Here is a 22,588-nt window from a genome sequence, read left to right on the forward strand (position 1 = left end):
CACGCGGACGGGTGACCGCATATGCCGTTCGCCTGCGAAGGCGCCGGAGGGTGTGCTGACACCGAGCTGACGGCCTTCCCCTCGTTCGAAAACCGGGCGGCCCGGGCCCGCGCTGTGGACCGCAGCGCAGCCGTCGACCGGGCCGACGGCTCCGGGGCAGCGGGCAGGTAGCCTTGCCCCGTGCCAGCACAGCCCACACTCTCCGAAGTCATCGCCGCGCTCGACACCCTGTGGCCGCGCGACCGCGCCGAGCAGTGGGACGCCGTCGGCACCGTCTGCGGCGACGTGACCGACCAGCAAGCGCGCGTCAGCCGTGTCCTGTTCGCCGTCGACCCCGTGCAACAGGTCGCCGACGAGGCCGTCGCCAAGGGCGCCGAACTCCTGGTCACCCACCACCCGCTCTATCTGCGCGGCACCACAACCGTCGCGACCGACACCTTCAAGGGCCGCGTCGTCCACACGCTGATCAGGAACGGCGTCGCGCTGCACGTCGCCCACACCAACGCCGACACCGCCGACCCCGGCGTCTCCGACGCGCTCGCATCCGCGCTCGGGCTGCGGGTGCTGCGCCCCCTGGTGCCCGACGCCACCGACCCGGACGGGCGGCGGGGGCTGGGCCGGATCTGCGAGCTGGAGCGCCCGCTGGCGCTCGGCGACCTCGTCGAGCGGGCCGCCGCCTCGCTGCCCGTCACCGCACAGGGTGTCCGCGCCGCCGGTGACCCGGCCATGACGGTGCGCACGGTCGCCGTCTGCGGCGGCTCCGGTGACAGCCTCTTCGAGACCGTACGCGCAGCGGGCGTCGACGCCTACCTCACCGCCGACCTGCGCCACCACCCCGCCTCCGAGGCCCGCGAGCACTCCCCGCTCGCCCTGCTGGACGCCGCGCACTTCGCCACCGAATGGCCGTGGTGCGAGCAGGCCGCCGCGCAGCTCGACGCCGTCGCCGAACGGGAGGGCTGGGACCTGCGCACCGAGGTCTCGCGTACCGTCACCGACCCGTGGACCGCGCACGCGCCCTCGCTGCCGCAGACGTCCCCGCTCGCCGCGCCTTCGGCGCAGGACACGGCCCAGCAGACCGCACTGACCGACAACGACCTCACCCCGGGAGCCCCCAACTGAACGCCGCGCCCGCCGATCAGATCCGCCTGCTCGACGTCCAGGCACTCGACACGCGCCTGACGCAGCTCGCGCACAAGCGCAAGACCCTGCCCGAGCACGAGGAGATCCAGCGGCTGGAGGCCGACCTCGCCCAGCTCCGCGACCTGCTCGTGGCCGCGCAGACCGAGGAGAGCGACACCGCGCGCGAGCAGACCAAGGCCGAGCAGGACGTCGACCAGGTCCGCCAGCGCGCGACCCGCGACCAGCAGCGCCTCGACTCCGGCGCCGTCACCAACCCCAAGGACCTGGCCAACCTGCAGAGCGAGATCGCCTCCCTGGCCAAGCGCCAGAGCGACCTGGAGGACGTCGTCCTGGAGGTCATGGAGCGCCGCGAGTCCGCCGCCGAGCGCGCCGCCGAACTCGGCGAGCGCGTCGAGTCCGTCAGTGGCAGGCTCCAGGAGGCCACCGAGCGCCGGGACGCCGCACTGGCCGAGATCGAGGCCGAGCTGGCCGGTGTCCGCAAGGAGCGCGAGACCGTCGCAGGCGCCGTCCCCGACGAGCTGATCAAGCTGTACGACAAGATCCGTGAGCGCGAGGGTGGCGTCGGCGCGGCCAAGCTCTACCAGCGGCGCTGCGAGGGCTGCCGCCTGGAGCTGAACATCACCGAGCTGAACGAGGTGCGCGAGGCGCCCGCAGACGCCGTGGTCCGGTGCGAGAACTGCCGCCGCATCCTGGTGCGCACCCCGGACTCCGGGCTGTGAGTGCGGCGGCGGGCGGAGGGCTGCGGTGAGCGGGGCCCAGGCGCGGCGTACCTTCGTCGTCGAGGCGGACGGCGGTTCGCGGGGCAACCCGGGCCCGGCCGGATACGGTGCCGTCGTCAGGGACGCCGCCTCCGGTGAAACGTTGTGCGAGACCGCCGAGTTCATCGGTCGGGCCACCAACAACGTCGCCGAGTACCGGGGCCTGCTCGCCGGACTGCGCGCTGCCTACGAGCTCGACGCGCACGCCGCCGTGCTGGTGCGGATGGACTCCAAGCTCGTCGTCGAGCAGATGTCGGGCCGCTGGAAGATCAAGCACCCCGATATGCGCCCCCTGGCCCTGGAGGCCGCCGCTGTCTTCCCGCCGGATGCCGTCACCTACGAGTGGATTCCGCGCGAGCAGAACAAGCACGCCGACCGCCTCGCCAACGAGGCGATGGACGCGGGCAAGCGGGGCGAGCGGTGGGACGCGGGCGCCTCACGCGCGGAACTGGACGCGCACACGCCGGCCGCTGCCGCCGAGCCGGCTGCCGCCGGGCCCACCGCGCCCGAGCCGGCTGCCGCGCCCGAGTCGGCTGCCGCGCCCGAGTCGGCTGCCGCGACCGATCCTGGCCCCACCGCGCCCGGCACCCGTGTCGGCTGGGGCCCCGACCTGGGCACCCCCACCACGTTCGTGCTCCTCCGCCACGGCGAGACGCCGCTGACGCCCGAGAAGCGGTTCTCCGGCAGCGGTGGTTCCGATCCCGAGCTCTCAGCCGTGGGGCGGCGGCAGGCCGCCGCCGTCGCCGAGGCGCTGGCAGCGCGCGGCACGGTCCAGGCCGTGGTCTCCTCCCCGCTGCGCCGCTGCCAGGAGACCGCCGCCACTGTCGCGGGCCGTCTCGGGCTGGGCGTCCACACCGACGTGGGGCTGCGCGAGACGGACTTCGGCGCCTGGGAGGGTCTCACCTTCGCGGAGGTCCGCGAGCGCCACCCCGAGGACCTGGACGCCTGGCTGGCCTCTCCCTCGGTCCGCCCGACAGGAGGCGGCGAGTCCTTCGCCGAGGTCGCCGAGCGGGTGGCGGCGGCCCGCGACGAGCTCCTGGCCCGCTACGAGGGCCGCACGGTGCTGCTCGTCACCCATGTGACCCCGGTCAAGACCCTGGTCCGCCTCGCCCTCGGCGCCCCGCCCGAGTCCCTCTACCGGATGGAGCTGTCCGCCGCCTCCCTCTCGGCGGTCGCCTACTACGCCGACGGCAACGCGTCGCTGCGTCTGCTCAACGACACGGGTCACCTGCGGTGGGCTTGACCGCTCGATCCCGCGTACCCCGCGTGGGGGCTGCGCTTGCCCACCCCGCGCCCCTGGCGCAGACTGCCCAAGCTTCGCTGGCCGCCTCGGCGGCCAGTGACCGTATCCGGTCCCAGTCCTTGGCCGCGAGTGCGTCGGTGGGCAGCATCCAGGTTCCGCCCACGCAGGCGACATTGGGCAGCGCCAGGTAGTCGGCCGCGTTGGCCGCCGTCACACCGCCGGTGGGGCAGAACCGGGCCCGGGCCAGGGGCGAGGCCAGCGACTTCAGATAGCCGGTGCCGCCCGCCGCCTCCGCCGGGAAGAACTTCATCTCCGTGATCCCGCGCTCCAGCAGCGCCAGCACCTCCGAGGCCGTCGAGACGCCGGGCAGGAACGGCACCCCGGAAGCCCGCATGGCCTCCAGCAGCGCCTCCGTCCAGCCGGGGCTGACCAGGAAGCGCGCGCCTGCCCCCACGGCCGTGCGCACGTTCTCAGGTCCGAGCACCGTGCCCGCGCCGACGACCGCCTCGGGTACGGCGTCCGCGATGGCGCGGATCGCCTCCGGTGCGGCCGCGGTGCGCAGCGTCACCTCGATCGCGGGCAGTCCGCCGTCGACCAGCGCCCGGGCGAGCGGCACGGCGTCCGCCGCGTCCTCCAGCACGACGACCGGGATGACGGGGGCGAGACCGAGCACCGAGGTGGGCATGGCGTGCGGCACGGGCGGCGGGGGAGTCATGCCCGTATCGTGCCCGGGAGGTTCGGAGGGTGCAACAGCCGTTGCACGGCATGCAACTTCGCTGGATCCGCGCCTAGAGTTCCGTCACCACCACGTCCAGCGCGGTGGCCTTCGGTCCGTCGCCGTTCTCGGCGCCCTCGACCACGTAACCCAGCTCGCGCAGCGTCCCGGCCAGCTCGGACGGGGTCTTCGGCGCGGCGCCCGCCTCCAGCAGGGACCGCACGATGCGGCCCTTGGTCGCCTTGTTGAAGTGGCTGACGACCGACCGCTTCTCCACCCCGCCCACCAGCCGCGACTGCAGCACCCGCACGGTCGCGGTGCGCCGCGCCAGGTCCCCCTTGGGCTTCCACATGGCCGCGTACGCCGACGAGCGCAGGTCCAGCACCAGGCCGCCGCCCGCGGCCTCGGGCAGCACCGACTCCAGCGGGCCGCGCCAGAAGCGGCCCAGGGCGCCGGTGCCCGGCAGCTTCACGCCCCCCGAGAGCCGGTAGGAGGGGATGCGGTCCTTGATCCCGACCGCGCCCCACAGCGCGGAGAAGACCAGCAGCGAGCGCGCCGCACGCCGCTTGGCGGCCGCGTCCAGGGTGGCCAGGCCCAGCGCGTCGTACAGCACTCCGGTGTAGATCTCGCCCGCGGGTCGGGCCGGGGATGTGCGCAGCCCGGCGTTCTTGGCCACCTCGCCGCGCAGCCCCTCGCTCAGGCCCAGCACCTCGCGCGCTTTCTCCTCGTCGGCGCGGCAGAGCGCCACCAGCTCCTCCAGCACCGTCTCCCGTGCCTGCGTCAGCCCCGGCAGCGACAGGGTCTCCAGGTCCAGCGGACGGCCCTTGCCGCCCTCGGCCTTCCCTTCGGACGGCGGCAACAGAACGAGCACGGCACTTCTCCTCGGTACGTACGGTGGCGGGGACCCCAGCGTACGTACCGGGGAGACGTCACCTCCTCAGCAGGTGACGTTCACACCGCCTGGGGGAAGGAGAAGACCCGGTCGGGGTCGTACACCGCCTTGACCTTGGCCAGTCGGTCGGCGTTGGCGCCGTAGTAGGCGTGCCGCCAGTCGCGCAGCGCCGGGTCGGGGTAGTTCTGGTAGGCGAACCCGCTGGCCCACCGGCGCATCGCCGTGTGCGTACCGTCCAGCCAGCCGCGGTGCCCGGCCACCGTCTCGGGATCGGCGGAGTCCGGCCAGGAGACGATGTACTGCGCCAGGAAGCGCGCGTCCCGGTGCACGAACGCCGTCGCGTCCGGCCGCGGCCGGTTCGCGACACCGCCCAGCGCGTCGAGCGCCACACTCCCGGCCCCACCGCCGCGCAGCGTGGCAAGCCGCTCGACGCGGTCGAGCAGCGCCTTGATCCCGGCCGTCGGCAGGGAGCGGGTGTAGAAGTCGGAGCGCGCGGCGTACGACTCGCGGGCCACCCTCCCCCGCTTCGTACGGCCCGGCAGCGTGCCCCGCTGGTGCGCCTGCGCGAGCGTCCAGCCGGAGACGCCGCCCATCACCTTCATGGCGTCCAGATAGGAGTGCCGTCGCAGCGAGGTGTCGGAGGATGGCGTACCGATCCGGCCGGCCAGCCGGTCGAGCTGGTTCTCCAGCTCGCGGCGCGCCCCCAGTGACAGCCCGCCGACCCGGACACTGCCGGGACGGCCACCGGCCGGCGCCGACAGATGCAGGTTCGCCCAGATCTCCTCGGGCGCCACCGGCGCCCACCGCTGCCACTCGCGCACCACGGCGGCCGCCCGTGACCACGGCCAGGAGAGGAAGAACGTCTGGCAGGAGGGCGCCACATGGGTGCGGAACTCCAGGGAGGTGACGACACCGAAGTTGCCGCCTCCGCCGCCGCGCAGCGCCCAGAACAGATCCCCGTCGTGGTCCTCGGCCACCTCGCGCCGCTTCCCGTCGGCCGTGACGACCGTGGCGCCGGTCAGGCTGTCGCAGGTCAGCCCGTACGCGCGGGCGACGACGCCGATCCCGCCGCCCAGCGTGAGCCCCGCGACCCCGACCGTGGGGCAGGACCCCGCCGGTATCGTCCGCTTGTGCGCGGCCAACCCGGCGTAGACATCGATGAGTTTGGCCCCGGCCCCCACCGTGGCACTGCGCCCCGACGCCTTCACCGAGGCCATCTTCTGCACATCGACGATCAGCCGGCCCTTGCCGCTGGACCAGCCCGTGTACGAGTGGCCGCCACTGCGCACGGCCACCGGTATCTCGTGCCGGCGCGCGAAGGACAGGCACTCGGCGATGTCACCGGGCCCGGCGCAGTACGCCACCGCGGCCGGCCGTATGGCGTCGAAGCGGGGGTTGAACAGCTTGCGTGCCGCCGTGAAGTCCCGGTCGCCGGGCCGCAGCAGCGTCCCGTCCAGCCCCTTGCCCAGCGCCTTCCACGCCGCGCCGGTGTCGTCCGCCGCCGCGTACGCGCCGCGCCCCGTCATCCACGTCCCCCCGGCCGCCGCGATCCCGACGGCGATCCCGCTCCGCAACAGCCCACGCCGCGTCGTCCCCGCCCCTGTGCTCGCCATCGCTGTCGCCGCCCCCTGCTGTCCCGCTCGTTCCCCAGGTCGCCGACGAAGATCGACTCCGTCATGGAAGGGGACGGATGTGCGGGTATGGCGGTTCCGTGTGGAAGGCGGTCTGGTTGCGCTCTGTGTGCCACGATCGAGTGAAGGGCGACCCGTCCCCCGGCACCGACGCGGGCGGCAGCTGAGACTGATCGTGACCAAGGAAAGGGTGTGACATGACAGCCATGGCACACGAGCCGCTTTCGCAGGAAGAGCTCCTGTTGGAGGGCTTCTTGGCCCTGGATACGCCCGAGGGCTACCGGGCCGAGTTCATCGAGGGGGACATCGTCGTGACGCCGCCGCCGGACGGGGACCATGAGAGCCACATCAGTGTGGTGGTGAAGCAGGTGACGCGGAAGTCCGCCACCGATATGGATGTCTCCGGCAACAAGGGCCTCAAGCTGGAAAGAGGAGGGCGCTGCCCGAAGAACTATGTGATCCCGGACGCCACCTGGACCCCCACCTCGGCCCGTCTCTTCTGGGGGGCCGAGCCCTGGATGCCTGCCGAGGGAGTGGCGATGGTCGCGGAGGTGACCTCGACGCGCCCCGAGCGCGACCGGGACACCAAACGCCACTGCTACGCCCTCGCGGGTATCCCCCTCTACCTCCTCGTCGACCGCGAGCGCGGCTCCGTGACCCTCTTCAGCGAACCCGGCAACGACGACTACCAGCAGGTCGTCACCATGCCGTTCGGCAAGGAGATCGAGGTCCCCGCGCCCTTCTCCATGACCTTGGAGACAACCGACTTCGCCTAGCGGCACAGCAACTTCCGGGGTGACCGTCACCCCGGAAGCCAACCAGCAGCACCGCGCCCCCGCCAGCCAATTCTGGTTACAGTCGGCGGCATGACTGATGTGACCGGATTTTCCGCGCGTGGCGATGTCAGGCCCCCCTATGCGACGGGTGGCGAGAAGGAGACCCTCACGGCGTTCCTGGGGTATCTGCGGGAGGCGGTGATCGCCAAGGCGGCCGGGCTCTCCGACGAAGTCGGCCTCGCACCCGGCGTCCCCTCGGGCACCAGCCTGCTGGGCCTGGTCAAGCACCTGACCCGGGTGGAGCACAACTGGTTCGGCTGGGCGTACGCCGGGCGCGGCGAACAGCCCCTGGACGACGACGAGCCGCCCCTGCCGGGCGAGACCGGCGCCTCGCTGATCGCCGCCTACCAGGAGGCGATCCGCGCGTCGGACGGGATCATCGCCGCCTGCGACGACCTGGACCGGCGCGGTGAGCGCTCCCTGCGCGACGGCGAACCGCCGTCGATGCGCTGGACCCTCGTCCACATGATCGAGGAGACGGGGCGGCACGCGGGCCACGCCGACATCCTCCGCGAACAGACCGACGGCGCCACGGGGCGCTGAGGCGGCACCGGTGCCGGTCAGAACGAGCCGAACGTCGGCCGCCCGGCCGGGGTGTAGGTCTGCGTGGTGACGCCCGAGGGGAGCGCGTCGGTGGCCTCCAGCCGCAGGGCTGTGGGCACGGCGCCCTCCGCGAAGAGACGGTGTCCCTTGCCCAGGACCACCGGGTAGACCAGCAGCCGGTACTCGTCGATCAGGTCGTGTGCCATCAGCGACCGGGCCAGCACCCCGCTGCCGTGGATCTGCAACTCGTCGCCCGGCTGCTGCTTCAGCTCGCGTACGGCGGCCACCACATCGCCGCCCAGCACCGTGCTGCCCTGCCAGTCGGCGCGCTCCAGCGTGGTCGAGGCGACGTACTTGGGCAGCCGGTTCAGCCGGCCGGCGATCACCGGGTCCTCCTCGTCGCTGACCTGCGGCCAGTACGCGGCGAAGATCTCGTAGGTGCGCCGCCCCAGCAGGAAGGAGCCCGCGCGCTGGAACCAGTTGGTGATGCGGTCCACCATGCCCTCGTCGGCGTAGGGCACCACCCAGCCGCCGAGGTCGAAACCGTCGCGCGGGTCCTCCTCGGGGCCGCCGGGTGCCTGCATCACACCGTCGAGCGACAGCATGGTGGTCAGTGTCAGCTTCGCCATGGTTCTCGTCTCCTTCTGGTGCACAGGGGAAGGGCTCCGGTCCCTTCCCGTAAGAAGAAGACCGGAGCCCTCAGGAGAACTCATCGGCGGCGCGCAGCGCGGCTCACGCGACCGGCGCGCCCTCCTCCGCCGGCAGTGTGTCCATGAACGAGCTGACGGAGAAGACCGCGCGCCCCGCGCCGGCCGGGCCGTAGCCGGGCGGCGAGGACAGCCCGTGCCGCTGCATGGCGGCGCGGTAGGCGTCGAGCAGCCGGATGTGGTACTCCAGCGGCGCGCCCTGCGGATTCGTCTTGCCCAGCGGCGTCGTCGGCTCCGGGCACCAGGTGGTGAAGCGCGGGGTGATGCCGTGGGACATGAAGAAGTCCAGGCCCTCGGTGGTGGAGGCGATGGCCTCGTCCACCGAGTCGAAGCCGAACGGCGCTGCCATCTCCACCCCGGCGACGAAGTTCGGGATCACATTGCGCGGGCCGAAGACCTCCGCCGAGTCGAGGATGCGGCGGTGCCACTCCTCACGGCCCACGTAGCGCTCCTTGCCGGGGCAGTACAGCTCGAACAGCCGCTTGTCCCACACCTCGAAATTGGGGTGGTAGATGCGGATGCCGTAGTCGTGGAAGCGCTGCACGTCCTCCCTGGGCAGCGCCTGGGCCACCACCTTGCCGGTCCAGCGGCCGGGGAAGCGCTCCTCGATCGCCTTGGCGTACTGCCCGTAGAAGTCCGCCTCGTCCTTGCCCTGCACCTGCGAGGTGATCGAGCCGCCGGTGAGGGTGTAGGCGCTGGAGGCGCCGAGGGTGTCGTGGTCGGAGATGATCTGGAGGGCCTCCAGCACCTCCTCGACCGGCTTCACCCCGGTGTACGGGCGCCCGGCGGCCTTGTGCTGGCGCCAGTTGTGGTTGATGTCGCAGTACTGGCACTCCTCCTTGGCGCCGAAGTACTGGCACACCCGGAAGACCGTCAGATAGATCAGATAGCCCCACTGGATGGTGGGTGCCACCTCCATCACGGACTTCCCGTTGGCGAGCGTGTGCCGGTAGTAGTCCGGCATCGGCGGCAGTCCGACGTCGGCGATCCGCCGCCCGTCCAGATAGAGGCCGAGCGCGCCGTCCTCACCCGCCTGCACGCGGTACGGCGAGCTCGGGTTCACCCGTACGGAGACGACGGTGCGGCTCAGGTCGTAGGGCCCGCCCGTCAGGACGACCTCCTCCGGCGGCCGCCGCAGCGCCGCCTCGCCCAGCTCGGGGAGGGTGCGGTGGTCGAAGGAGAAGATGAAGTAGGACTTCGGCTTGATCTCGCCGGTCGCCTTGTCGGCGGTGTCGCTGAGCGCCGAGTCGTCGAAGGCCATCCCGCCCCGCAGCAGGTCCTCCTTCAGCACGGCCTCCCGCGGGATGTGCGGGAAGCGCTCCATCAGGTCCTCGACCAGCGCGGTCCGGTTTCCCTGCTCCTGGTCCCGCTGGCCCTGCTGGCTGCGCCCCGACGGTGCGGGGGACGGCATCGGCAGGGGAGTCGGCGTTGACGGCATGGTGTGATCAGGCTCCTCACTTCGCGGCCCGGGGGCGTACCCGACGGTACCGCCGTGCCCGAAAGAGCCGCACACCTGCCTCTTGTTCCGTACGTCTGGCCCGGCGCGCCGGGGGTTCCCCGGGGAGGTTCACTCCCATACCTCCGGGCCACCGCCGCGCCATTCGATCAGGTTGGGATCGTCCAGTTGGATGTCGGCCGGGTCGAGCCCGGCGCGGCGCAGGAACTCGACGACATCCTCGGGCCGGTGCGCGAAGCCGAGGCTCTCGGTGTGTGCTGTCACTTTCCGTCCACTGGTACCGGACGGAGGGTGTACGACGATAGGTGGGGTCATAGCTCCAGCGTGCAACCGTGGCCAACGGTTCGCATGTGTGGGGGGAGGCGGGGGAGACAAGGGGGCGAGCGTTTCGGCGAGGGTGAGCGTTTCCGTCCGGGTGACGGGCCATCGGGTGAAGTGCGCATACGTCCCGAATGACCGGACCGCAGCCAGGGCAGCCCGCACGTGTTCGGTGGTCCACCAGCCCCTACCGGGGCACCACAGAAAGGCACACCCCCCATGCGCAAGCGCACAGCCCTCGCAGCGGTCGCCCTGACCGCCACCGCGCTCCTCGCCACCGCGGGCACCGCAGCCGCGTGCCCCGAGCACCAGAACGGCCGCGACGACCACGGAATGGTCCTGCCGCCGCCGCACCAGCAGGGCGAGGACGGCCAGACCGCCATGGACCCGGCGGCCGACCAGGGGGCCATGCCGCCTGCGGGCCGGCAGGACGCCATGCCCCAGCAGGACCAGGGCGGTATGGGCGACCAGGGCCGGATGGCAGACATGGGTGGTATGCAGGACAACATGCGCCCCATGGGCATCTGACAACTGCCCGGAATGTGACGGCCGGCTGCCCCGGGCAGCCGCGAGCAGCCGAAGGGCGCGGCCTACGTGGGAGCCGCGCCCTTCCTGCGTGCCCGCCCGGGCCCTGCGTGCCCGCACGGGCGCGGGGCGGCCCGCGTCCGTGCCGGGAAAACCGGTTGGCGCCGACTGGGGGAACGCCTACAGTGCCGCCCATGTCGGCTTGTTCCTGCGCCTGCGCGGCCTGCGCCTGCGCCGCGTGCTGCGCCCTCACGCGGATCCGCGGCGTCTAGGGCCCGTCCAGCGCATCCACAGCACCCGAAATGGGACCCGCGCCCCCTCCCGAAGGGGCGCGGAGAAACGGCTCCCCAACCTCTTCGAGCAGGGGTGCCCCCACAGCCACACCTGACCCGCAGCCTGCACACCTCAGGCAGGGCACCCCGTGGCCACAACAGCGGGATCGCCGGGCACGGCCCAGCGGCGGCGCACTCTCCGACGCGTTCGGGAGGACCCCGCCGCTTCAGCGCGCCAGCGCCGGGCGGCCCGTCGTGCCGCCCGGCTTCCCCACGAAGCCGCGGAGATCCCGTTGCCCAGGCACGAAGGCCGCCATGAACTCGGCCAGAACTTTCTCACCGACCCGGCGACGATCAGTGCGTTCGTCGCCCTCGTCGCCCGAACCGAAGGCCCCGTCGTCGAGATCGGCGGCGGGGACGGAGCGCTGACGGTTCCGCTGCAGCGGCTCGGCAGACCGCTGACCGTCCTGGAGGCCGACTCCCGTACGGCCGCCAGGCTCCGGCGCCGTACGGCAGCCCCGACCACCGTCCTGCACGCCGACTTCCTGCGCTGGAAGGCCCCGCGGGCGCCCCACGTCCTCGTCGGCAACCTTCCGTTCCACCGCACCACCGCCATGCTCCGCCGCATCCTGCACGCTTCCGACTGGACCGACGCGGTCCTCCTCGTCCAATGGGAGGTCGCGCGCCGCCGTGCGGGCGTGGGCGGCGCGACGATGATGACGGCGCAGTGGTGGCCCTGGTACGACTTCCGGCTGGTTCAGCGTGTACCGGCGGCCGCGTTCCGGCCCCGGCCCGGCGTGGACGGCGGCCTGCTCACCGTCAGCCGCCGCACCGAACCGCTGCTCGCGCCGCACGAGCGGCACCGCTACCAGGACTTCGTCCACCGGGTCTTCACCGGCTCCGGCCGCGGACTGATCGAGATCATCCCGCGAGCGGCCCGCGACCGGGGCGGCCCACGCGGCACCGGACGTGGCGCCGGGGGAGGCGCTGGACGCGGCACCGCGGGAGGCGCTGGACGAGACGCCGGCGGCGCTGGACGAGAGGCCCGGGGAGGCGATGGGCGAGGCGCCGCCCTGCCCAGGGGCCGGCTCCTCGCCTGGCTGCGCGGCCACGGCATCCGGCCGGGCGCCCTGCCCAAGTCGCTGACCGCGGTGCAGTGGACGGAGCTGTACCACCTCGCCGACCGGTCGACGGGCGCGGACGCGGCCCCGGCGCCGGGCACGCGCGCAGACACCCCTGCGCACCGCAGCCGCGCCCGCGAGGGCACTCGCGCCCGGCGCCGGAAGACTGTCAGTGGCGAGTGACAGACTCCTGCTCATCCGTAACCATCATGCTGGCTGCGTGTGGACGGTAGGCCCCGCCGACAGCGCGGCGGGGCCGCTCAACAAGCGGAGGACGGAATGACAGGCGTGGCGGGCGGCAGCAGCGGCGGCGGCCGGAAGTTCCGAGCGGTCACAGCGCTCCAGCGACATGTGGTCAACCCGCTCTCCCGCCGGATGCCGGGCCAGATCCTCCTGGAGACCACGGGCCGCACCACCGGCCGCCCGCGCCGCACCCCGGTCGGCGGCCGCCGCACCGGGCAGGAGTTCTGGCTGGTGTCCGAGCACGGCAGCAGGGCGCAGTACGTCCGCAACATCCAGGCCGACCCGCGCGTCCGCGTCCGGCTCTCCGGCCGCTGGTACCCCGGCACGGCCCACCTCCTCCCGGACGACGACCCGCGTGCCCGCCTCACCACCCTGCCCCGGCTCAACAGCGCCGTGGTCCGTGCCGTCGGCACCGAACTGCTGACCATCCGCGTCGACCTCGACACGGACTGAACAGCGAGCGGGCCCGCGACCAGCCCGGCCACCTTCGCCTCGCAATACAGGGGTCAATCAGTGCGGAGCTGTTGAACTATCCTCCAAGAAAGTGCACTAGAATTGCGCACCAGCAAGTACGCCGAGGTGTCCTTGCTGAACATGGTGAAGGGCCCGCCGGCTCCACCCGACAGGCCCTTCGCAGTTCACGAGCCCGGTCGCGCACTCGGAGACCGGGCTCGCTGCGTGTGCAGCGGCTGTCGGTCGCTTCCGGGCCCGCGGTGTGTCACCGCATCGCGAACTGCGCCACCACGGAGATGATCGCCGTGAGCACGCCAGACATCGCGAGGATGATCGACCACCGCTCAAAGCTGCTCCACGGCGGCTTTGGCGGCGCGCTCACTTCCTCATCGTCCATGCTCTCTCCCTTCCTCTGTGAACCGCCCGGTGGTAGGCCGGGGGCTCGCCGCCGACTCGCTGCGCGGGGCGGCAAGTTGGAGCGAGGAAGGTCGAGCGCGAGCAGCATATCGCCCAAGCGATGGCGGTGTCTTGATGGATCGTTACACGCCCATGGCTGGCCATCGACGTGTTCGAGCGGGCCGGTTGCCGACCTGGCCGTACGCCCGGGGTGGCTCCAGGCCGCGCCTCGCGTACTCTCGGGTCAGCCCTTCCGGGCGGCACCCATGTCTCCAGGCTGCGCCCTCGATCGGTCGGCTCGCATCCTGGGGGGCACTGCCCCGCCTGTCTGTGGCGCTGGCCCGCCGCGTACATCCACCCTGTGTAGGCGCAGAGTTACGGCCTCACCTCATATCCTGACAGCGTCGAGCTGTTCAGAGAGGGGCAAGGCCGTGTCTCAAGGTGGTACCCCGGACCCGTACACCGAGCCGCTGGCATTCGGCCAACGTATGCAGATCCTCCGCGAACGCCGAGGCATGCCCCGCACCGTGCTGGCCGGGCTCCTCGGCATGTCGCCGAGCTGGGTCAAGCAGATCGAGAACGGACGGCTCCAGACCCCGAAACTGCCGATGATCCTTCGTATTGCCGAAATCCTCCGCGTGCGGTCGCTGTCAGACCTGACTGGCGACCAAGGCGTGGAGGTGGACCTGTTCACAGGCCCAGGGCACCCGCGGTTGCCTGCCGTCGCGGCTGCGGTGAACGCCTACCCGATCAGTTCCTCGGACCGGGAAGCGCCGCCACGCGAGCACGTGGCCGCGCGGCTGGCCCGCGCCTGGGCCGCCCGGCACCAGGCGCCGAACCACCGGGAAGTTCTAGGGCAGCTGCTGCCTGACTTGATCCGGGACGCGCAACTCGCTGTCCGGCAAGCTGAGTCCGCTGCCGAGCGGCGCACGGCACAGGCCATCCTCTCTGAGGTGTACTCGCTGTCGCAGTTCTTCGTCGCCTACCAGCCTGATGCCTCGCTTCTGTGGAGGGTCGCCGAGCGGGGGATGGTTGCCGCTCAGGAGTCTGAGGACCCGCACGCCATGGGCGTAGCTGCATGGCTCACGGCGCAGGCACACCGTGACAGCGGCCCCGCTCACTTCGGCGCAGCTGACGACATCACCATGGCGACGTTGGAGTACCTGACCCCTCTCCTGCCGGACGCCGCTGACGACGTGCTGGCCATCATCGGGGCGCTGGAGTTCGAGGCTGGGTACACAGCCGCACGCCGTGGCGATATTGGGTCCGCCTGGGGCTGGTGGGATAAGGCTCGCGCGAAAGCAGCACGTCTACCCGCGACGTACTACCACCCGGTGACGTCCTTTTCGCAGGCCATCATCAGGGCGCACGCGGTGACGGTCGCAGTAGAACTGCATGCGGGTGGCGAGAGCGTCCGTCAGGCCGCCGCAGCGGACGCGACGACCATCCCGTCACGGCCTCGCCGATCTCGGCACCGTATCGAAGAAGCCCGTGGGTACCAGCTGGATGGGCAGCCGGAGGCGGCGCTGGCCACGCTGAATAAGGCTTTCGAAGCCGCGCCGGAGACGATCCGTTACAACGGTTACGCGCGGCGGATCGTGCTGGAAGAGACGGAGGCCAAGAGCCCGGAGCGGCGGCGGCGGGCGTCCGAACTCGCAGTCAAGATTGGCGTCTTGGCTGCCTGAGTATCACTCGTTCAGAGGGGGCACATCCTGTGCCCCTTCTCGCGTTGCAGGACTCCTACCGACAGTGACTACCTGATCACGTACGTCGCGAGGGGTCGTCATGGACGCCGCACAGCAGGTCACCGAGCGCCACCAGCGTGGCGCGTACCTGGTGGATGGGGCCACTGCGCAACAGGTACCGCCCGAACCGCCGTGGACCGGACGCGTCCAGCTCGCCTTCGAAGACCGGTACGTGCTGGTCACGGCCAACGGCTACGAATGGCGCGCCCGTCCCGACGACGTGCGGGAAGCCACCGCCGACGAGCGGGCTGCCTACGACGCTGCAGTCTCCCGCCGCGGGGAGCCGTGAGCACCATGAAGATCCGCATCTCCCGCGACAGCGGCCGAAGTTGGTCGAGGTGGCGCACCCTTCGCTGTACCAAGCTGTTGCCCTCGTGGTCCATGGTCTACCCGCCGTGCCGGTGCCCGCGCTGCCGACGAAAGCGTGATCGCAATGGCACCTGAGCCCGCGGCGGTCACGGCCCGGCGCGGGACCTGGTACGGGACCTGCCCGCGCTGCAAGAGGCCGCTCTCCCTTACCACCGACCGCGACGGTCAGGTCCGCGTTGTCAGCAGCCGCTGCTGTGCCTGCCCACCCGCGGACAAGGAGGAGATCAGATGACTGCTGGATACTGCGCGTGGCACCAAGGCATGGCCGACGATGTCGCTTTGATCGTCGTCCACGAGCAGGGCTCCGGGGCCGGAGGCGGCGCGTATGCGTGCCTGCCGTGTGCCCGGCCGCTGGTCGACCAGTGGAGCACCTCCGCCGACGCGGTGGAAGCGATCGCCGCGCCGGAGAAGCGTGCTGCCGCGGCCGCCGCGCTGGAGGCCCGGCATGCCTGAGAACCCCGACAGCCCCTTGCAGTCCCTGAGCCGCCATCTGCGTCAGCAGCTGCATCTGCACGGGCGCCGACGCGCGGCACGGATCCCCTTCCTCCTGGCGGTGTGGAAGACCACGCCGCGCGACGCCCAGCCGGGAGACACTCCGTGACGGAAGACGACCTGGTGTCGGCGGCTGTGCGACTGCGCGCCGCCGAGGACGAGGCCGAGCTCGACGATGCACCGTGCGACCTGTGCGACCAGATCCACCACATGCTCGCCCTCGCGCAGCACAGGCAGGAGACCGAGGTCGAGTACGCCCTGGCCTTCGTGATGCGGCGGCATCGAGAGGCCAAGCATCCAGGGCCACCAGAACTGCGGCTGATCGCGCACGCCTGATGGCTCCCGTCCCGGCCGGAGCGGCACCAGACACGGCTCCCGTGCCGCCAGGAGCCGAAAACAGTGGGGACGCCGGAGATCTCCGGAGGGCTCCCTCGCAGGTCAGAGGCCCTTCTCGAAGTGAAGCCCCCAGGTGGGGGCGGACGAGTCGGCCTGTACGCCGGGTTCTGTGCTCCGGGCGCCTTGCGGCGTTCCGGGTGGCGGTCATCCATCTAGGACCGGTGTTGCCACCGGCCTCCTGCGGTCTACCCGCGGACTCGGGCGGGCCGCCCTCGGTCGTCCGCGCAGGAGCACCAGGGTGCTCCCTCTTGACCTTGCTCCGGATGGGGTTTACCTAGCCGCCCAGGTCACCCTGGGCGCTGGTGGTCTCTTACACCACCGTTTCACCCTTACCGGGCACCGTACGCAACGGTCCCCGGCGGTCTGCTTTCTGTGGCACTGTCCCGCGGGTCACCCCGGGTGGGCGTTACCCACCATCCTGCCCTGTGGAGCCCGGACGTTCCTCGGCGGGAATGCGCTGGGCACTCCCGACGCGACCGCCCGGCCGGCTCGTCCGCCGTGCGGCCATCGTACCCGCTCACGGCCGGCCGCCCGGGCGGCCACCGGGTGGCGGGCTCAGCCCCGGCCGATGTACGGCATCTTCGTTGCCAGCACCGTCGCGAACTGGACGTTGGCCTCCAGCGGCAGCGACGCCATGTGCAGCACGGTGCGGGCCACGTCGTCGGTGTTCATGGTGGGCTCGGCGGCACGGCTGCCGTTCGCCTGGGGGACGCCCTGGGACATGGCCGACGTCATCTCGGTGGCGGCGTTGCCGATGTCGATCTGGCCGCAGGCGATGTCGTAGGCGCGGCCGTCGAGTGAGAGGGACTTGGTCAGGCCCGTCATGGCGTGCTTGGTCGCGGTGTAGGCGATGGAGCCCGGCCGCGGGGTGTGGGCCGAGATGGAGCCGTTGTTGATGATGCGGCCGCCCCTGGGCCGCTGGTCGCGCATCAGCCGGTAGGCGGCCTGTGCGCAGAGGAAGGCGCCGTGCAGATTGACGTCCACGACACCGCGCCACTGCTCGAAGGAGAGGTCCTCCAGCGGTACGGCGGGGCCGAAGGTGCCCGCGTTGTTGAACAGCAGATCGAGCCGCCCCTCGTGCTCGCGTACGGAGTCGAACAGCGCGGTGACGTCGGCCTGGTCCGTGACGTCCGTGGGGACGCACCGGGTCGGGGCACCCGCGGCCAGTTGCGCGGTCTCCTCCAGCGTCTCCCGGCGGCGGCCCGCCAGGACGACCGTCCAGCCGGCGTCGGCGAGAGTGAGGGCGACGGCGCGGCCGATTCCGGAGCCCGCTCCGGTCACCACGGCGGTACCGGCCGTCTCGGCGGGGTGCTCGTGTGCCTCGTGCTTCTGCTGCGTCATGAGCTGAGCGTACGTGCGGGCGCCCGGCGGCCGGACAGTCGTGGCCGGGTGGGCGGGAGGCGTCGTCGCCCGGTGGCTGGGAGGCGTCGTCGACGGCGGCCGGGGGTCGTCGCTGCCGCCCGACGGGGGAACAAACGTGTGGGCCGTTCCGGGAATCCCTGGGAGAATGTTCGGGCCCGTGACAATCTCCTGGAGAGGTGCATGACCAAGCCCGGCCCCCAGCCATCGGCCGCCCCACCCACCGACCTCGGGCACCAGCCCGGACCCACCGCGGAACCCGCCCCGGAATCCACCCCGAAAGCCACCGCCGCCGCCCCCGAGTTGACGCGCCGCCGCCGTGCCGGACTGCTGCTGACCCTCATCCTCGGCGGACTGACCGCGCTTCCGCCCCTCTCGATCGACATGTACCTCCCGGCGCTCCCGGAGGTCGGCGAAGCGCTCCACATCCCCGCCGCCAGCGCTCAGCTCACCCTCACCGCCTGCCTGGTCGGGCTGGCCGTCGGGCAGCTCGTGGCCGGGCCGATGAGCGACCGGTTCGGGCGGCGCCGCCCGCTGCTGACCGGCATGGGCTGCTACATCGTCGCCAGTCTCGCCTGCGCGCTGGCGCCCACCGCCGCCACCCTCACCGTCTTCCGGCTCGCCCAGGGCCTCGCGGGCGCCGCGGGCGTGGTGATAGCCCGCGCCGTCGTACGGGACATGTACGACGGGCTGGCGATGGCGCGGTTCTTCTCCACGCTCATGCTGATCTCCGGCACCGCGCCGATTCTCGCGCCGGTCCTCGGCGGCCAGGTACTGCGCTTCACCGACTGGCGGGGCGTCTTCTGCATCCTGGCCGCGATCGGACTGCTGCTCGTCCTGGTCGTGCTGCGCAAGCTGCCCGAGACGCTGCCCGCCGAGCGGCGGCACAAGGGCGGCCTGCCCGACGCGCTGCGCACCATGCGCGGGCTCCTCGCGGACCGCGTCTTCACCGGCTATCTGCTCACCGGAGGGCTGGCGTTCGCGGCGCTGTTCTCCTACGTCGCGGCCTCGCCGTTCGTCGTCCAGGAGATCTACGGCGCCTCGCCGCAGACCTTCAGCCTGCTGTTCATGGTCAACTCCATCGGGCTGGTCGCCTTCGGACAGCTCAACGGAAAGATCCTGGTCGGCCGGGTGCCGCTGGACCGGGTGCTGACGTTCGGGCTGGGCATGGTCGGTGCCGCCACCGTGGCGCTGCTGCTGATGACCACCGGGGTCTTCGGACACGTCGGCCTGGCTCCGCTGGCCACCGGACTGTGCGTGATGATGTCCGGCATGGGGCTGATCATGCCGAACGCCAACTCCCAGGCGCTGATGCGCACCCCGCACGCGGCCGGTTCGGCCTCCGCGCTGCTGGGCACCTCGCAGTTCCTCATCGGAGCCGTCGCCTCCCCGCTGGTGGGAGTCGCGGGCGAGGGGACCGCCGTGCCCATGGCACTCGTCCAGCTCAGCTCCGTGGTTCTGGCCGCGCTCGCCTTCGTGGCACTCTGCCGTCCATGGCGCGCACGCGACTGAGGAGCGTGGCCGCCCTGGACGACGCGCAAGCACGGCGCCGCTTCCGGGACAAGGCCGGGCTCGACGACGACCACCTGGCCGCGCTGGCCGACGAGACCGACGCGCTGCCCGCAGCGGGCTGGTGCGCCGGTGCCGTCGTGCTGGCGGGGCGCGGCCCGTACATCGCGCTGGAGCACGCCACCGGCTGGGCGCTGCGGTACGCCGCCTGGGATCCGGAGCGGGGGCTGCCCGTGGAGCTGCCGCGCGAGAAGTGGCTGCCGGTCCGCGCGGACACCGTCTTCGATCTGGCATCGCTCACCAAGCTGTTCACCGCCATAGCCGCCGTCCAGCAGGCCGAGCGCGGCACACTCGACCTCGACGCGCCCGTCGTCGGGTACGCCGACCCGCGCGCCGGGCTGGTCACCGACCACGGCATCACGGTCCGCCACCTGCTCACCCACACCTCCGGACTCCGGCCCGAACTGCCGTTCTACGAGCACAACACCGCCGAGCACCTCGCCCTGCTGTGGGCCGAGAAGCCGGTGACCGAACCCGGCACGGCGTATCTGTACTCCGACCTCAACCTGCTGCTGGTGGAGAGCGTGCTGTGGCAGGTGACGGGCCGGCCGCTGGACGCCCTGGTACGGGACGGCATCACCACCCCGCTCGGGATGGACCGCACCCGCTTCAACCCGCCCCGCTCCTGGCGCTCCCGTATCGCCGCGACCGAGGACCAGCGCAGGCCCTGGGCCAAGCTCAACCGCGGTCTGATCCACGGCCGCGTCCACGACGAGAACGCCTACGCCATGCGCGGCGTCGCCGGGCACGCGGGACTCTTCTCCACGGCGCGCGACCTCGCCGTGCTGTGCCGCACCCTGCTCGCGGGCGGCGCGTACGGACAGGCCCGCATCCTGGCCCGCTCCTCGGTCGCCGAGCTGCTGGCCCCACCGGGACTGGGCTTCCACACCGGCGCCGGCTGGTTCATGGGGGAGCTGGCTGCCGGGGCCGGTTCGCGTGCCGCGGGGCACACCGGTTTCACCGGCACCAGCCTGGTGCTCGACCCGGCGACCGACACCTTTCTGGTGCTGCTCGCCAACACGGTCCACCCCGTACGGCGGACCCCGGACAGCCGCCCCCGCGCGGCGGCGGCCACCCGGCTGGCCCGGGCGGTGCTGTGAGCTGCCGGGACGGTACGGTCTTCGGCTTTCCTACACTGTCGAGGTGATCGAGCAAGAACTGCGCGGCGCGCTCGCCGCAGCGCTGGACGGGCTGCCCGCGCGGCAGGCGTCGGCCGCCGTCGAACGGCTGATCGCCCACTACCGGGGGGAAACCCCCACCACGGCGCCCGTACTGCGGGACGGCGCCGACGCGGCCGCCTACGCCGCCTACCGGATGCCCGCCACGTTCGCCGCCGCCTCCGCAGCGCTGGAAGCGCTGGCCGAGCGCGCCCCCGGCTGGGCCCCCGCCGGCCATCTGGACGTGGGTGGCGGTACGGGTGCCGCCGTGTGGGCGGCAGCCCAGGTGTGGGATACGGCACGTTCCACCGTCGTACTGGACTGGGCGGAGCCCGCGCTCGCCCTCGGCCGCCGGCTCGCGTCCGGAGCCGGGTCGGCGGCGCTGCACGGTGCCGAGTGGCGCCGCGGGTCGCTGCGCGGCGGTACGGCGCCCGAGTGGGAGCCCGCTGACCTGGTGACCGTCTCCTATGTGCTGGGCGAGCTCGCCGACGCCGACCGGCGCGCCGTGGTGGAGGCGGCGGCGCGGGCCGCGCGGGGTGCGGTCGTGCTGGTCGAGCCCGGTACGCCGGACGGCTACCTGCGCATCCGCGAGGGCCGTGAGGCGCTGATCGCCGCTGGACTGCGGGTGCTGGCGCCGTGTCCGCACGACGGTGCCTGCCCGATCGTGCCTGGGCAGGACTGGTGCCACTTCGCGGTACGGGTCGCCCGCTCCTCGCTGCACCGCCGGGTGAAGGGCGGGGAGCTTCCGTACGAGGACGAGAAGTTCAGCTACGTGGTGGCCGTACACGAGCGGGTTCCGGGTGCCCCCGCTCCGGCCCGGATCGTGCGCAGGCCCCAGCTTCGCAAGGGTCAGGTGCTGCTCGATCTGTGCGAGGGCGAGGGCGAGGACGAGGTCGAGGGCGAGGACGGTGGCGGCCTGCGCCGCCGGACGGTCACCAAGCGCGAGGGCCCCACGTATCGCGCCGCCCGCAAAGCCGAATGGGGCGGCGCCTTCCCGCACACCCACCCCTGACCCCGCGAAGATGGAGCAAGTGGCACCCCCTCCCCAGCACAAGGAGAAGGGGTGCCGCACCATTCGGCGGGGACGGGTGGCCTACGGCCGCAACTCCGCCGTCACACATTTGACGCTGCCGCCACCCTTCAACAGCTCCGTCAGATCGACGGGCACGGGCTCATAGCCCCGTGCCCGCAGCGGTGCGAAGAGCCCGGCGGCAGCCTCGGGCAGGAACACATGGTGGCCGTCGCTGACGGCGTTGAGGCCGAGGGCGAGCGCGTCGGACTCCTCCGCAAGCAGCGCGTCGGGGAACAGCCGTGCGAGGACGGCCTGGCTGCCCGGTGAGAAGGCGGCGGGGTGGTACATCACCTCGTCCCTCTCGGGGTCCAGCACGCACAGGGCCGTGTCGAGGTGGTAGTAGCGCGGGTCCACCAGATCGAGGCCGATGACGGGGCGGCCGAAGAACTCCTGGGCCTCCCCGTGGGAGAGCGGGCTGCTGCGGAAGCCGCGGCCGGCCAGCAGCCAGGAGGAGGTGACGGCGAAGTCGCCCTCACCCTCGTTGATGTGGACGGGCTCGGTCACGTCGGCGAAGCCGTGTGCCCGGTACCAGGCGCGGTGCGCTGCCGCCTCGTCGGCGCGCTCGGGGTGCGCGAACCGGGCGCCGAGCACTCTCCCGTCCACGACGGTCGCGCCGTTGGCGGCGTAGACCATGTCCGGCAGTCCCGGCTCCGGGTCGAGGAGCTCGACGGTGTGGCCGAGGGCGCGGTAGCGGTCGCGGAGGGCTTCCCACTGGGCGAGCGCGAGGCGGAGGTCCACGGGTTTTCCGGGGTCCATCCAGGGGTTGATGGAGTAGGTGACGCGGAAGTGGGTCGGAGGGCACATCAGATAGCGACGGGTTGCGTACATCTCAGGCTCCTCAGGGCACATGCGTGATGCGGTGCGCCCATGGTGCGCCCTGAGGAGCCTGTTCGGATGGATTGCCGGTCAAGTTGGTCGGATCGCGGACCGGGAGTGCGGGAGCAGGAGCGGGAGCGCACAACGGTGGTGCGCGCTAATCCCGTGACTCCCGCAGCCTGCGCAGCAGTTCGCGCTTCTGGGCGAGCGGGTCGGTCCCGCCGCCCGGGCCGTGGCCGCCGCCCGTGGCGCCCCGCAGCTGCTTGCGGGACAGGTGTGCGCGGGTGCCGCCGACGCCGAGCATCCTTCCGCCGCGTCCTTTGCTCATGGACATCTCCTCTTCTGGTGAACGGAACAAGGTAAG

25 protein-coding genes, 1 other RNA gene and 1 pseudogene are annotated in these 22,588 nt (G+C 72.1%); 16 read left to right on the plus strand and 11 right to left on the minus strand.

Annotated elements, in window-relative coordinates; genetic code table 11:
* Nucleotides 1-180: 180 nt before the first annotated feature.
* The 3 genes from JW592_RS03515 to JW592_RS03525 are packed head-to-tail and all read left to right on the plus strand — an operon-like array spanning nt 181 to nt 3,141.
* Nucleotides 181-1,119 carry a Nif3-like dinuclear metal center hexameric protein gene (locus JW592_RS03515; RefSeq protein WP_209263352.1) on the plus strand — a complete coding sequence of 313 codons (939 nt, stop codon included), beginning with the start codon at nt 181-183 and terminating at the stop codon, nt 1,117-1,119.
* Nucleotides 1,116-1,859: a zinc ribbon domain-containing protein gene (locus tag JW592_RS03520; protein WP_209263482.1), complete on the plus strand. Its 744-nt coding sequence runs from the start codon at nt 1,116-1,118 to the stop codon at nt 1,857-1,859. The genes JW592_RS03515 and JW592_RS03520 overlap by 4 nt, the downstream gene beginning before the upstream one ends.
* Nucleotides 1,860-1,884: 25 nt before the next feature.
* Nucleotides 1,885-3,141: a bifunctional RNase H/acid phosphatase gene (locus tag JW592_RS03525; RefSeq protein WP_209263353.1), complete on the plus strand. Its 1,257-nt coding sequence runs from the start codon at nt 1,885-1,887 to the stop codon at nt 3,139-3,141.
* On the opposite strand, the gene eda is transcribed toward JW592_RS03525, so the two are convergent.
* From eda to JW592_RS03540, 3 genes are all read right to left on the minus strand, one after another.
* Nucleotides 3,110-3,856, minus strand: coding sequence for a bifunctional 4-hydroxy-2-oxoglutarate aldolase/2-dehydro-3-deoxy-phosphogluconate aldolase (eda, locus tag JW592_RS03530; protein WP_209263354.1), 747 nt, complete (start codon nt 3,854-3,856; stop codon nt 3,110-3,112). The two genes, JW592_RS03525 and eda, sit on opposite strands and share 32 nt — an antisense overlap.
* A 73-nt stretch (nt 3,857-3,929) precedes the next feature.
* A complete protein-coding gene (gene yaaA / locus JW592_RS03535) occupies nt 3,930-4,727 on the minus strand; it encodes a peroxide stress protein YaaA (protein ID WP_209263355.1) in 798 nt (265 codons plus the stop codon).
* Nucleotides 4,728-4,807: 80 nt separating this feature from the next.
* Nucleotides 4,808-6,361 carry an FAD-binding oxidoreductase gene (locus JW592_RS03540; RefSeq protein ID WP_209263356.1) on the minus strand — a complete coding sequence of 518 codons (1,554 nt, stop codon included), beginning with the start codon at nt 6,359-6,361 and terminating at the stop codon, nt 4,808-4,810.
* 224 nt (nt 6,362-6,585) lie between these two features.
* On the opposite strand from JW592_RS03540, the gene JW592_RS03545 reads away from it, so the two are divergent.
* Both JW592_RS03545 and JW592_RS03550 read left to right on the plus strand, forming a co-directional pair.
* On the plus strand, nt 6,586-7,155 hold the full coding sequence (locus JW592_RS03545) for a Uma2 family endonuclease (protein ID WP_209263483.1): 570 nt from the start codon (nt 6,586-6,588) through the stop codon (nt 7,153-7,155).
* Nucleotides 7,156-7,245: 90 nt separating this feature from the next.
* Nucleotides 7,246-7,758: a DinB family protein gene (locus JW592_RS03550; RefSeq protein WP_209263357.1), complete on the plus strand. Its 513-nt coding sequence runs from the start codon at nt 7,246-7,248 to the stop codon at nt 7,756-7,758.
* Between the two features lie 17 nt (nt 7,759-7,775).
* Here JW592_RS03550 and JW592_RS03555 read toward each other — a convergent pair whose 3' ends face one another.
* The 3 genes from JW592_RS03555 to JW592_RS03565 form a co-directional block, all read right to left on the minus strand.
* Nucleotides 7,776-8,387, minus strand: coding sequence for a dihydrofolate reductase family protein (locus JW592_RS03555; protein WP_209263358.1), 612 nt, complete (start codon nt 8,385-8,387; stop codon nt 7,776-7,778).
* 103 nt (nt 8,388-8,490) lie between these two features.
* The gene (locus tag JW592_RS03560; RefSeq protein WP_229375163.1) at nt 8,491-9,789 is read right to left on the minus strand and encodes a radical SAM protein; all 1,299 of its coding nucleotides are present in this window, start codon (nt 9,787-9,789) and stop codon (nt 8,491-8,493) included.
* Between the two features lie 243 nt (nt 9,790-10,032).
* Complete coding sequence (locus JW592_RS03565) at nt 10,033-10,185, minus strand: hypothetical protein (RefSeq protein WP_307805271.1); 153 nt, start codon at nt 10,183-10,185, stop codon at nt 10,033-10,035.
* A gap of 273 nt (nt 10,186-10,458) precedes the next feature.
* On the opposite strand from JW592_RS03565, the gene JW592_RS03570 reads away from it, so the two are divergent.
* From JW592_RS03570 to JW592_RS03580, 3 genes and pseudogenes are all read left to right on the plus strand, one after another.
* On the plus strand, nt 10,459-10,767 hold the full coding sequence (locus JW592_RS03570; RefSeq protein WP_209263360.1) for a hypothetical protein: 309 nt from the start codon (nt 10,459-10,461) through the stop codon (nt 10,765-10,767).
* A 562-nt stretch (nt 10,768-11,329) separates the two neighbouring features.
* Nucleotides 11,330-11,995: pseudogene (gene erm / locus JW592_RS33290) on the plus strand (23S ribosomal RNA methyltransferase Erm); the annotation flags it as partial.
* Nucleotides 11,996-12,436: 441 nt separating this feature from the next.
* Nucleotides 12,437-12,853, plus strand: coding sequence for a nitroreductase/quinone reductase family protein (locus JW592_RS03580; RefSeq protein WP_209263361.1), 417 nt, complete (start codon nt 12,437-12,439; stop codon nt 12,851-12,853).
* A gap of 265 nt (nt 12,854-13,118) precedes the next feature.
* On the opposite strand, the gene JW592_RS33120 is transcribed toward JW592_RS03580, so the two are convergent.
* Nucleotides 13,119-13,250 (minus strand): hypothetical protein, encoded by a 132-nt coding sequence (locus JW592_RS33120; RefSeq protein WP_267877955.1) that lies wholly within the window; start codon nt 13,248-13,250, stop codon nt 13,119-13,121.
* A 430-nt stretch (nt 13,251-13,680) separates the two neighbouring features.
* On the opposite strand from JW592_RS33120, the gene JW592_RS03585 reads away from it, so the two are divergent.
* From JW592_RS03585 to JW592_RS03605, 5 genes are all read left to right on the plus strand, one after another.
* Nucleotides 13,681-14,934, plus strand: a complete 1,254-nt coding sequence (locus tag JW592_RS03585) for a helix-turn-helix domain-containing protein (protein ID WP_307805272.1) — start codon at nt 13,681-13,683, stop codon at nt 14,932-14,934.
* Between the two features lie 100 nt (nt 14,935-15,034).
* Nucleotides 15,035-15,283: a hypothetical protein gene (locus JW592_RS03590; protein WP_229375095.1), complete on the plus strand. Its 249-nt coding sequence runs from the start codon at nt 15,035-15,037 to the stop codon at nt 15,281-15,283.
* A gap of 308 nt (nt 15,284-15,591) precedes the next feature.
* Complete coding sequence (locus JW592_RS03595; RefSeq protein ID WP_209263510.1) at nt 15,592-15,816, plus strand: hypothetical protein; 225 nt, start codon at nt 15,592-15,594, stop codon at nt 15,814-15,816.
* On the plus strand, nt 15,809-15,964 hold the full coding sequence (locus JW592_RS03600) for a hypothetical protein (RefSeq protein WP_209263363.1): 156 nt from the start codon (nt 15,809-15,811) through the stop codon (nt 15,962-15,964). Before JW592_RS03595 ends, JW592_RS03600 begins: the two co-directional genes overlap by 8 nt.
* A complete protein-coding gene (locus JW592_RS03605) occupies nt 15,961-16,191 on the plus strand; it encodes a hypothetical protein (RefSeq protein ID WP_209263364.1) in 231 nt (76 codons plus the stop codon). Before JW592_RS03600 ends, JW592_RS03605 begins: the two co-directional genes overlap by 4 nt.
* A gap of 140 nt (nt 16,192-16,331) precedes the next feature.
* Here the strand turns inward: JW592_RS03605 and rnpB are convergent.
* Nucleotides 16,332-16,743, minus strand: an RNA gene (rnpB, locus tag JW592_RS03610) — RNase P RNA component class A.
* 63 nt (nt 16,744-16,806) lie between these two features.
* Nucleotides 16,807-17,592: an SDR family oxidoreductase gene (locus JW592_RS03615; protein WP_209263365.1), complete on the minus strand. Its 786-nt coding sequence runs from the start codon at nt 17,590-17,592 to the stop codon at nt 16,807-16,809.
* A 201-nt stretch (nt 17,593-17,793) separates the two neighbouring features.
* Here JW592_RS03615 and JW592_RS03620 point away from each other — a divergent pair, with 201 nt between their 5' ends.
* The 3 genes from JW592_RS03620 to JW592_RS03630 are packed head-to-tail and all read left to right on the plus strand — an operon-like array spanning nt 17,794 to nt 21,348.
* Nucleotides 17,794-19,122 carry a multidrug effflux MFS transporter gene (locus tag JW592_RS03620; RefSeq protein WP_209263366.1) on the plus strand — a complete coding sequence of 443 codons (1,329 nt, stop codon included), beginning with the start codon at nt 17,794-17,796 and terminating at the stop codon, nt 19,120-19,122.
* Nucleotides 19,104-20,279 carry a serine hydrolase domain-containing protein gene (locus tag JW592_RS03625; protein ID WP_209263367.1) on the plus strand — a complete coding sequence of 392 codons (1,176 nt, stop codon included), beginning with the start codon at nt 19,104-19,106 and terminating at the stop codon, nt 20,277-20,279. The genes JW592_RS03620 and JW592_RS03625 overlap by 19 nt, the downstream gene beginning before the upstream one ends.
* A gap of 43 nt (nt 20,280-20,322) precedes the next feature.
* Nucleotides 20,323-21,348: a small ribosomal subunit Rsm22 family protein gene (locus tag JW592_RS03630; RefSeq protein ID WP_209263368.1), complete on the plus strand. Its 1,026-nt coding sequence runs from the start codon at nt 20,323-20,325 to the stop codon at nt 21,346-21,348.
* Nucleotides 21,349-21,429: 81 nt separating this feature from the next.
* Here the strand turns inward: JW592_RS03630 and ddaH are convergent, their stop codons facing one another.
* Together ddaH and JW592_RS03640 are read right to left on the minus strand one after the other, a co-directional pair.
* A complete protein-coding gene (ddaH, locus tag JW592_RS03635) occupies nt 21,430-22,236 on the minus strand; it encodes a dimethylargininase (RefSeq protein ID WP_209263369.1) in 807 nt (268 codons plus the stop codon).
* A gap of 145 nt (nt 22,237-22,381) precedes the next feature.
* A complete protein-coding gene (locus JW592_RS03640) occupies nt 22,382-22,552 on the minus strand; it encodes a DUF6243 family protein (RefSeq protein ID WP_209263370.1) in 171 nt (56 codons plus the stop codon).
* Nucleotides 22,553-22,588: the final 36 nt, after the last annotated feature.

Origin of the sequence: Streptomyces spirodelae (assembly GCF_017676385.1) — a bacterium.
GTDB classification, from domain to species: Bacteria; Actinomycetota; Actinomycetes; order Streptomycetales; family Streptomycetaceae; genus Streptomyces; species Streptomyces spirodelae.

Coding starts and splice junctions, on each gene's coding strand:
- JW592_RS03550 (WP_209263357.1), top strand. CDS start 7,246: ATGACTGATGTGACCGGATTTTCCGCGCGTGGCGATGTCAGGCCCCCC.
- JW592_RS03615 (WP_209263365.1), bottom strand. CDS start 17,592: ATGACGCAGCAGAAGCACGAGGCACACGAGCACCCCGCCGAGACGGCC.
- JW592_RS03545 (WP_209263483.1), top strand. CDS start 6,586: ATGGCACACGAGCCGCTTTCGCAGGAAGAGCTCCTGTTGGAGGGCTTC.
- JW592_RS03600 (WP_209263363.1), top strand. CDS start 15,809: ATGCCTGAGAACCCCGACAGCCCCTTGCAGTCCCTGAGCCGCCATCTG.
- JW592_RS33120 (WP_267877955.1), bottom strand. CDS start 13,250: ATGGACGATGAGGAAGTGAGCGCGCCGCCAAAGCCGCCGTGGAGCAGC.
- JW592_RS03590 (WP_229375095.1), top strand. CDS start 15,035: ATGGACGCCGCACAGCAGGTCACCGAGCGCCACCAGCGTGGCGCGTAC.
- JW592_RS03620 (WP_209263366.1), top strand. CDS start 17,794: ATGACCAAGCCCGGCCCCCAGCCATCGGCCGCCCCACCCACCGACCTC.
- ddaH (WP_209263369.1), bottom strand. CDS start 22,236: ATGTACGCAACCCGTCGCTATCTGATGTGCCCTCCGACCCACTTCCGC.
- JW592_RS03625 (WP_209263367.1), top strand. CDS start 19,104: ATGGCGCGCACGCGACTGAGGAGCGTGGCCGCCCTGGACGACGCGCAA.
- JW592_RS03580 (WP_209263361.1), top strand. CDS start 12,437: ATGACAGGCGTGGCGGGCGGCAGCAGCGGCGGCGGCCGGAAGTTCCGA.
- JW592_RS03555 (WP_209263358.1), bottom strand. CDS start 8,387: ATGGCGAAGCTGACACTGACCACCATGCTGTCGCTCGACGGTGTGATG.
- JW592_RS03540 (WP_209263356.1), bottom strand. CDS start 6,361: ATGGCGAGCACAGGGGCGGGGACGACGCGGCGTGGGCTGTTGCGGAGC.
- eda (WP_209263354.1), bottom strand. CDS start 3,856: ATGACTCCCCCGCCGCCCGTGCCGCACGCCATGCCCACCTCGGTGCTC.
- JW592_RS03640 (WP_209263370.1), bottom strand. CDS start 22,552: ATGAGCAAAGGACGCGGCGGAAGGATGCTCGGCGTCGGCGGCACCCGC.
- JW592_RS03595 (WP_209263510.1), top strand. CDS start 15,592: ATGACTGCTGGATACTGCGCGTGGCACCAAGGCATGGCCGACGATGTC.
- JW592_RS03560 (WP_229375163.1), bottom strand. CDS start 9,789: ATGGAGCGCTTCCCGCACATCCCGCGGGAGGCCGTGCTGAAGGAGGAC.
- JW592_RS03570 (WP_209263360.1), top strand. CDS start 10,459: ATGCGCAAGCGCACAGCCCTCGCAGCGGTCGCCCTGACCGCCACCGCG.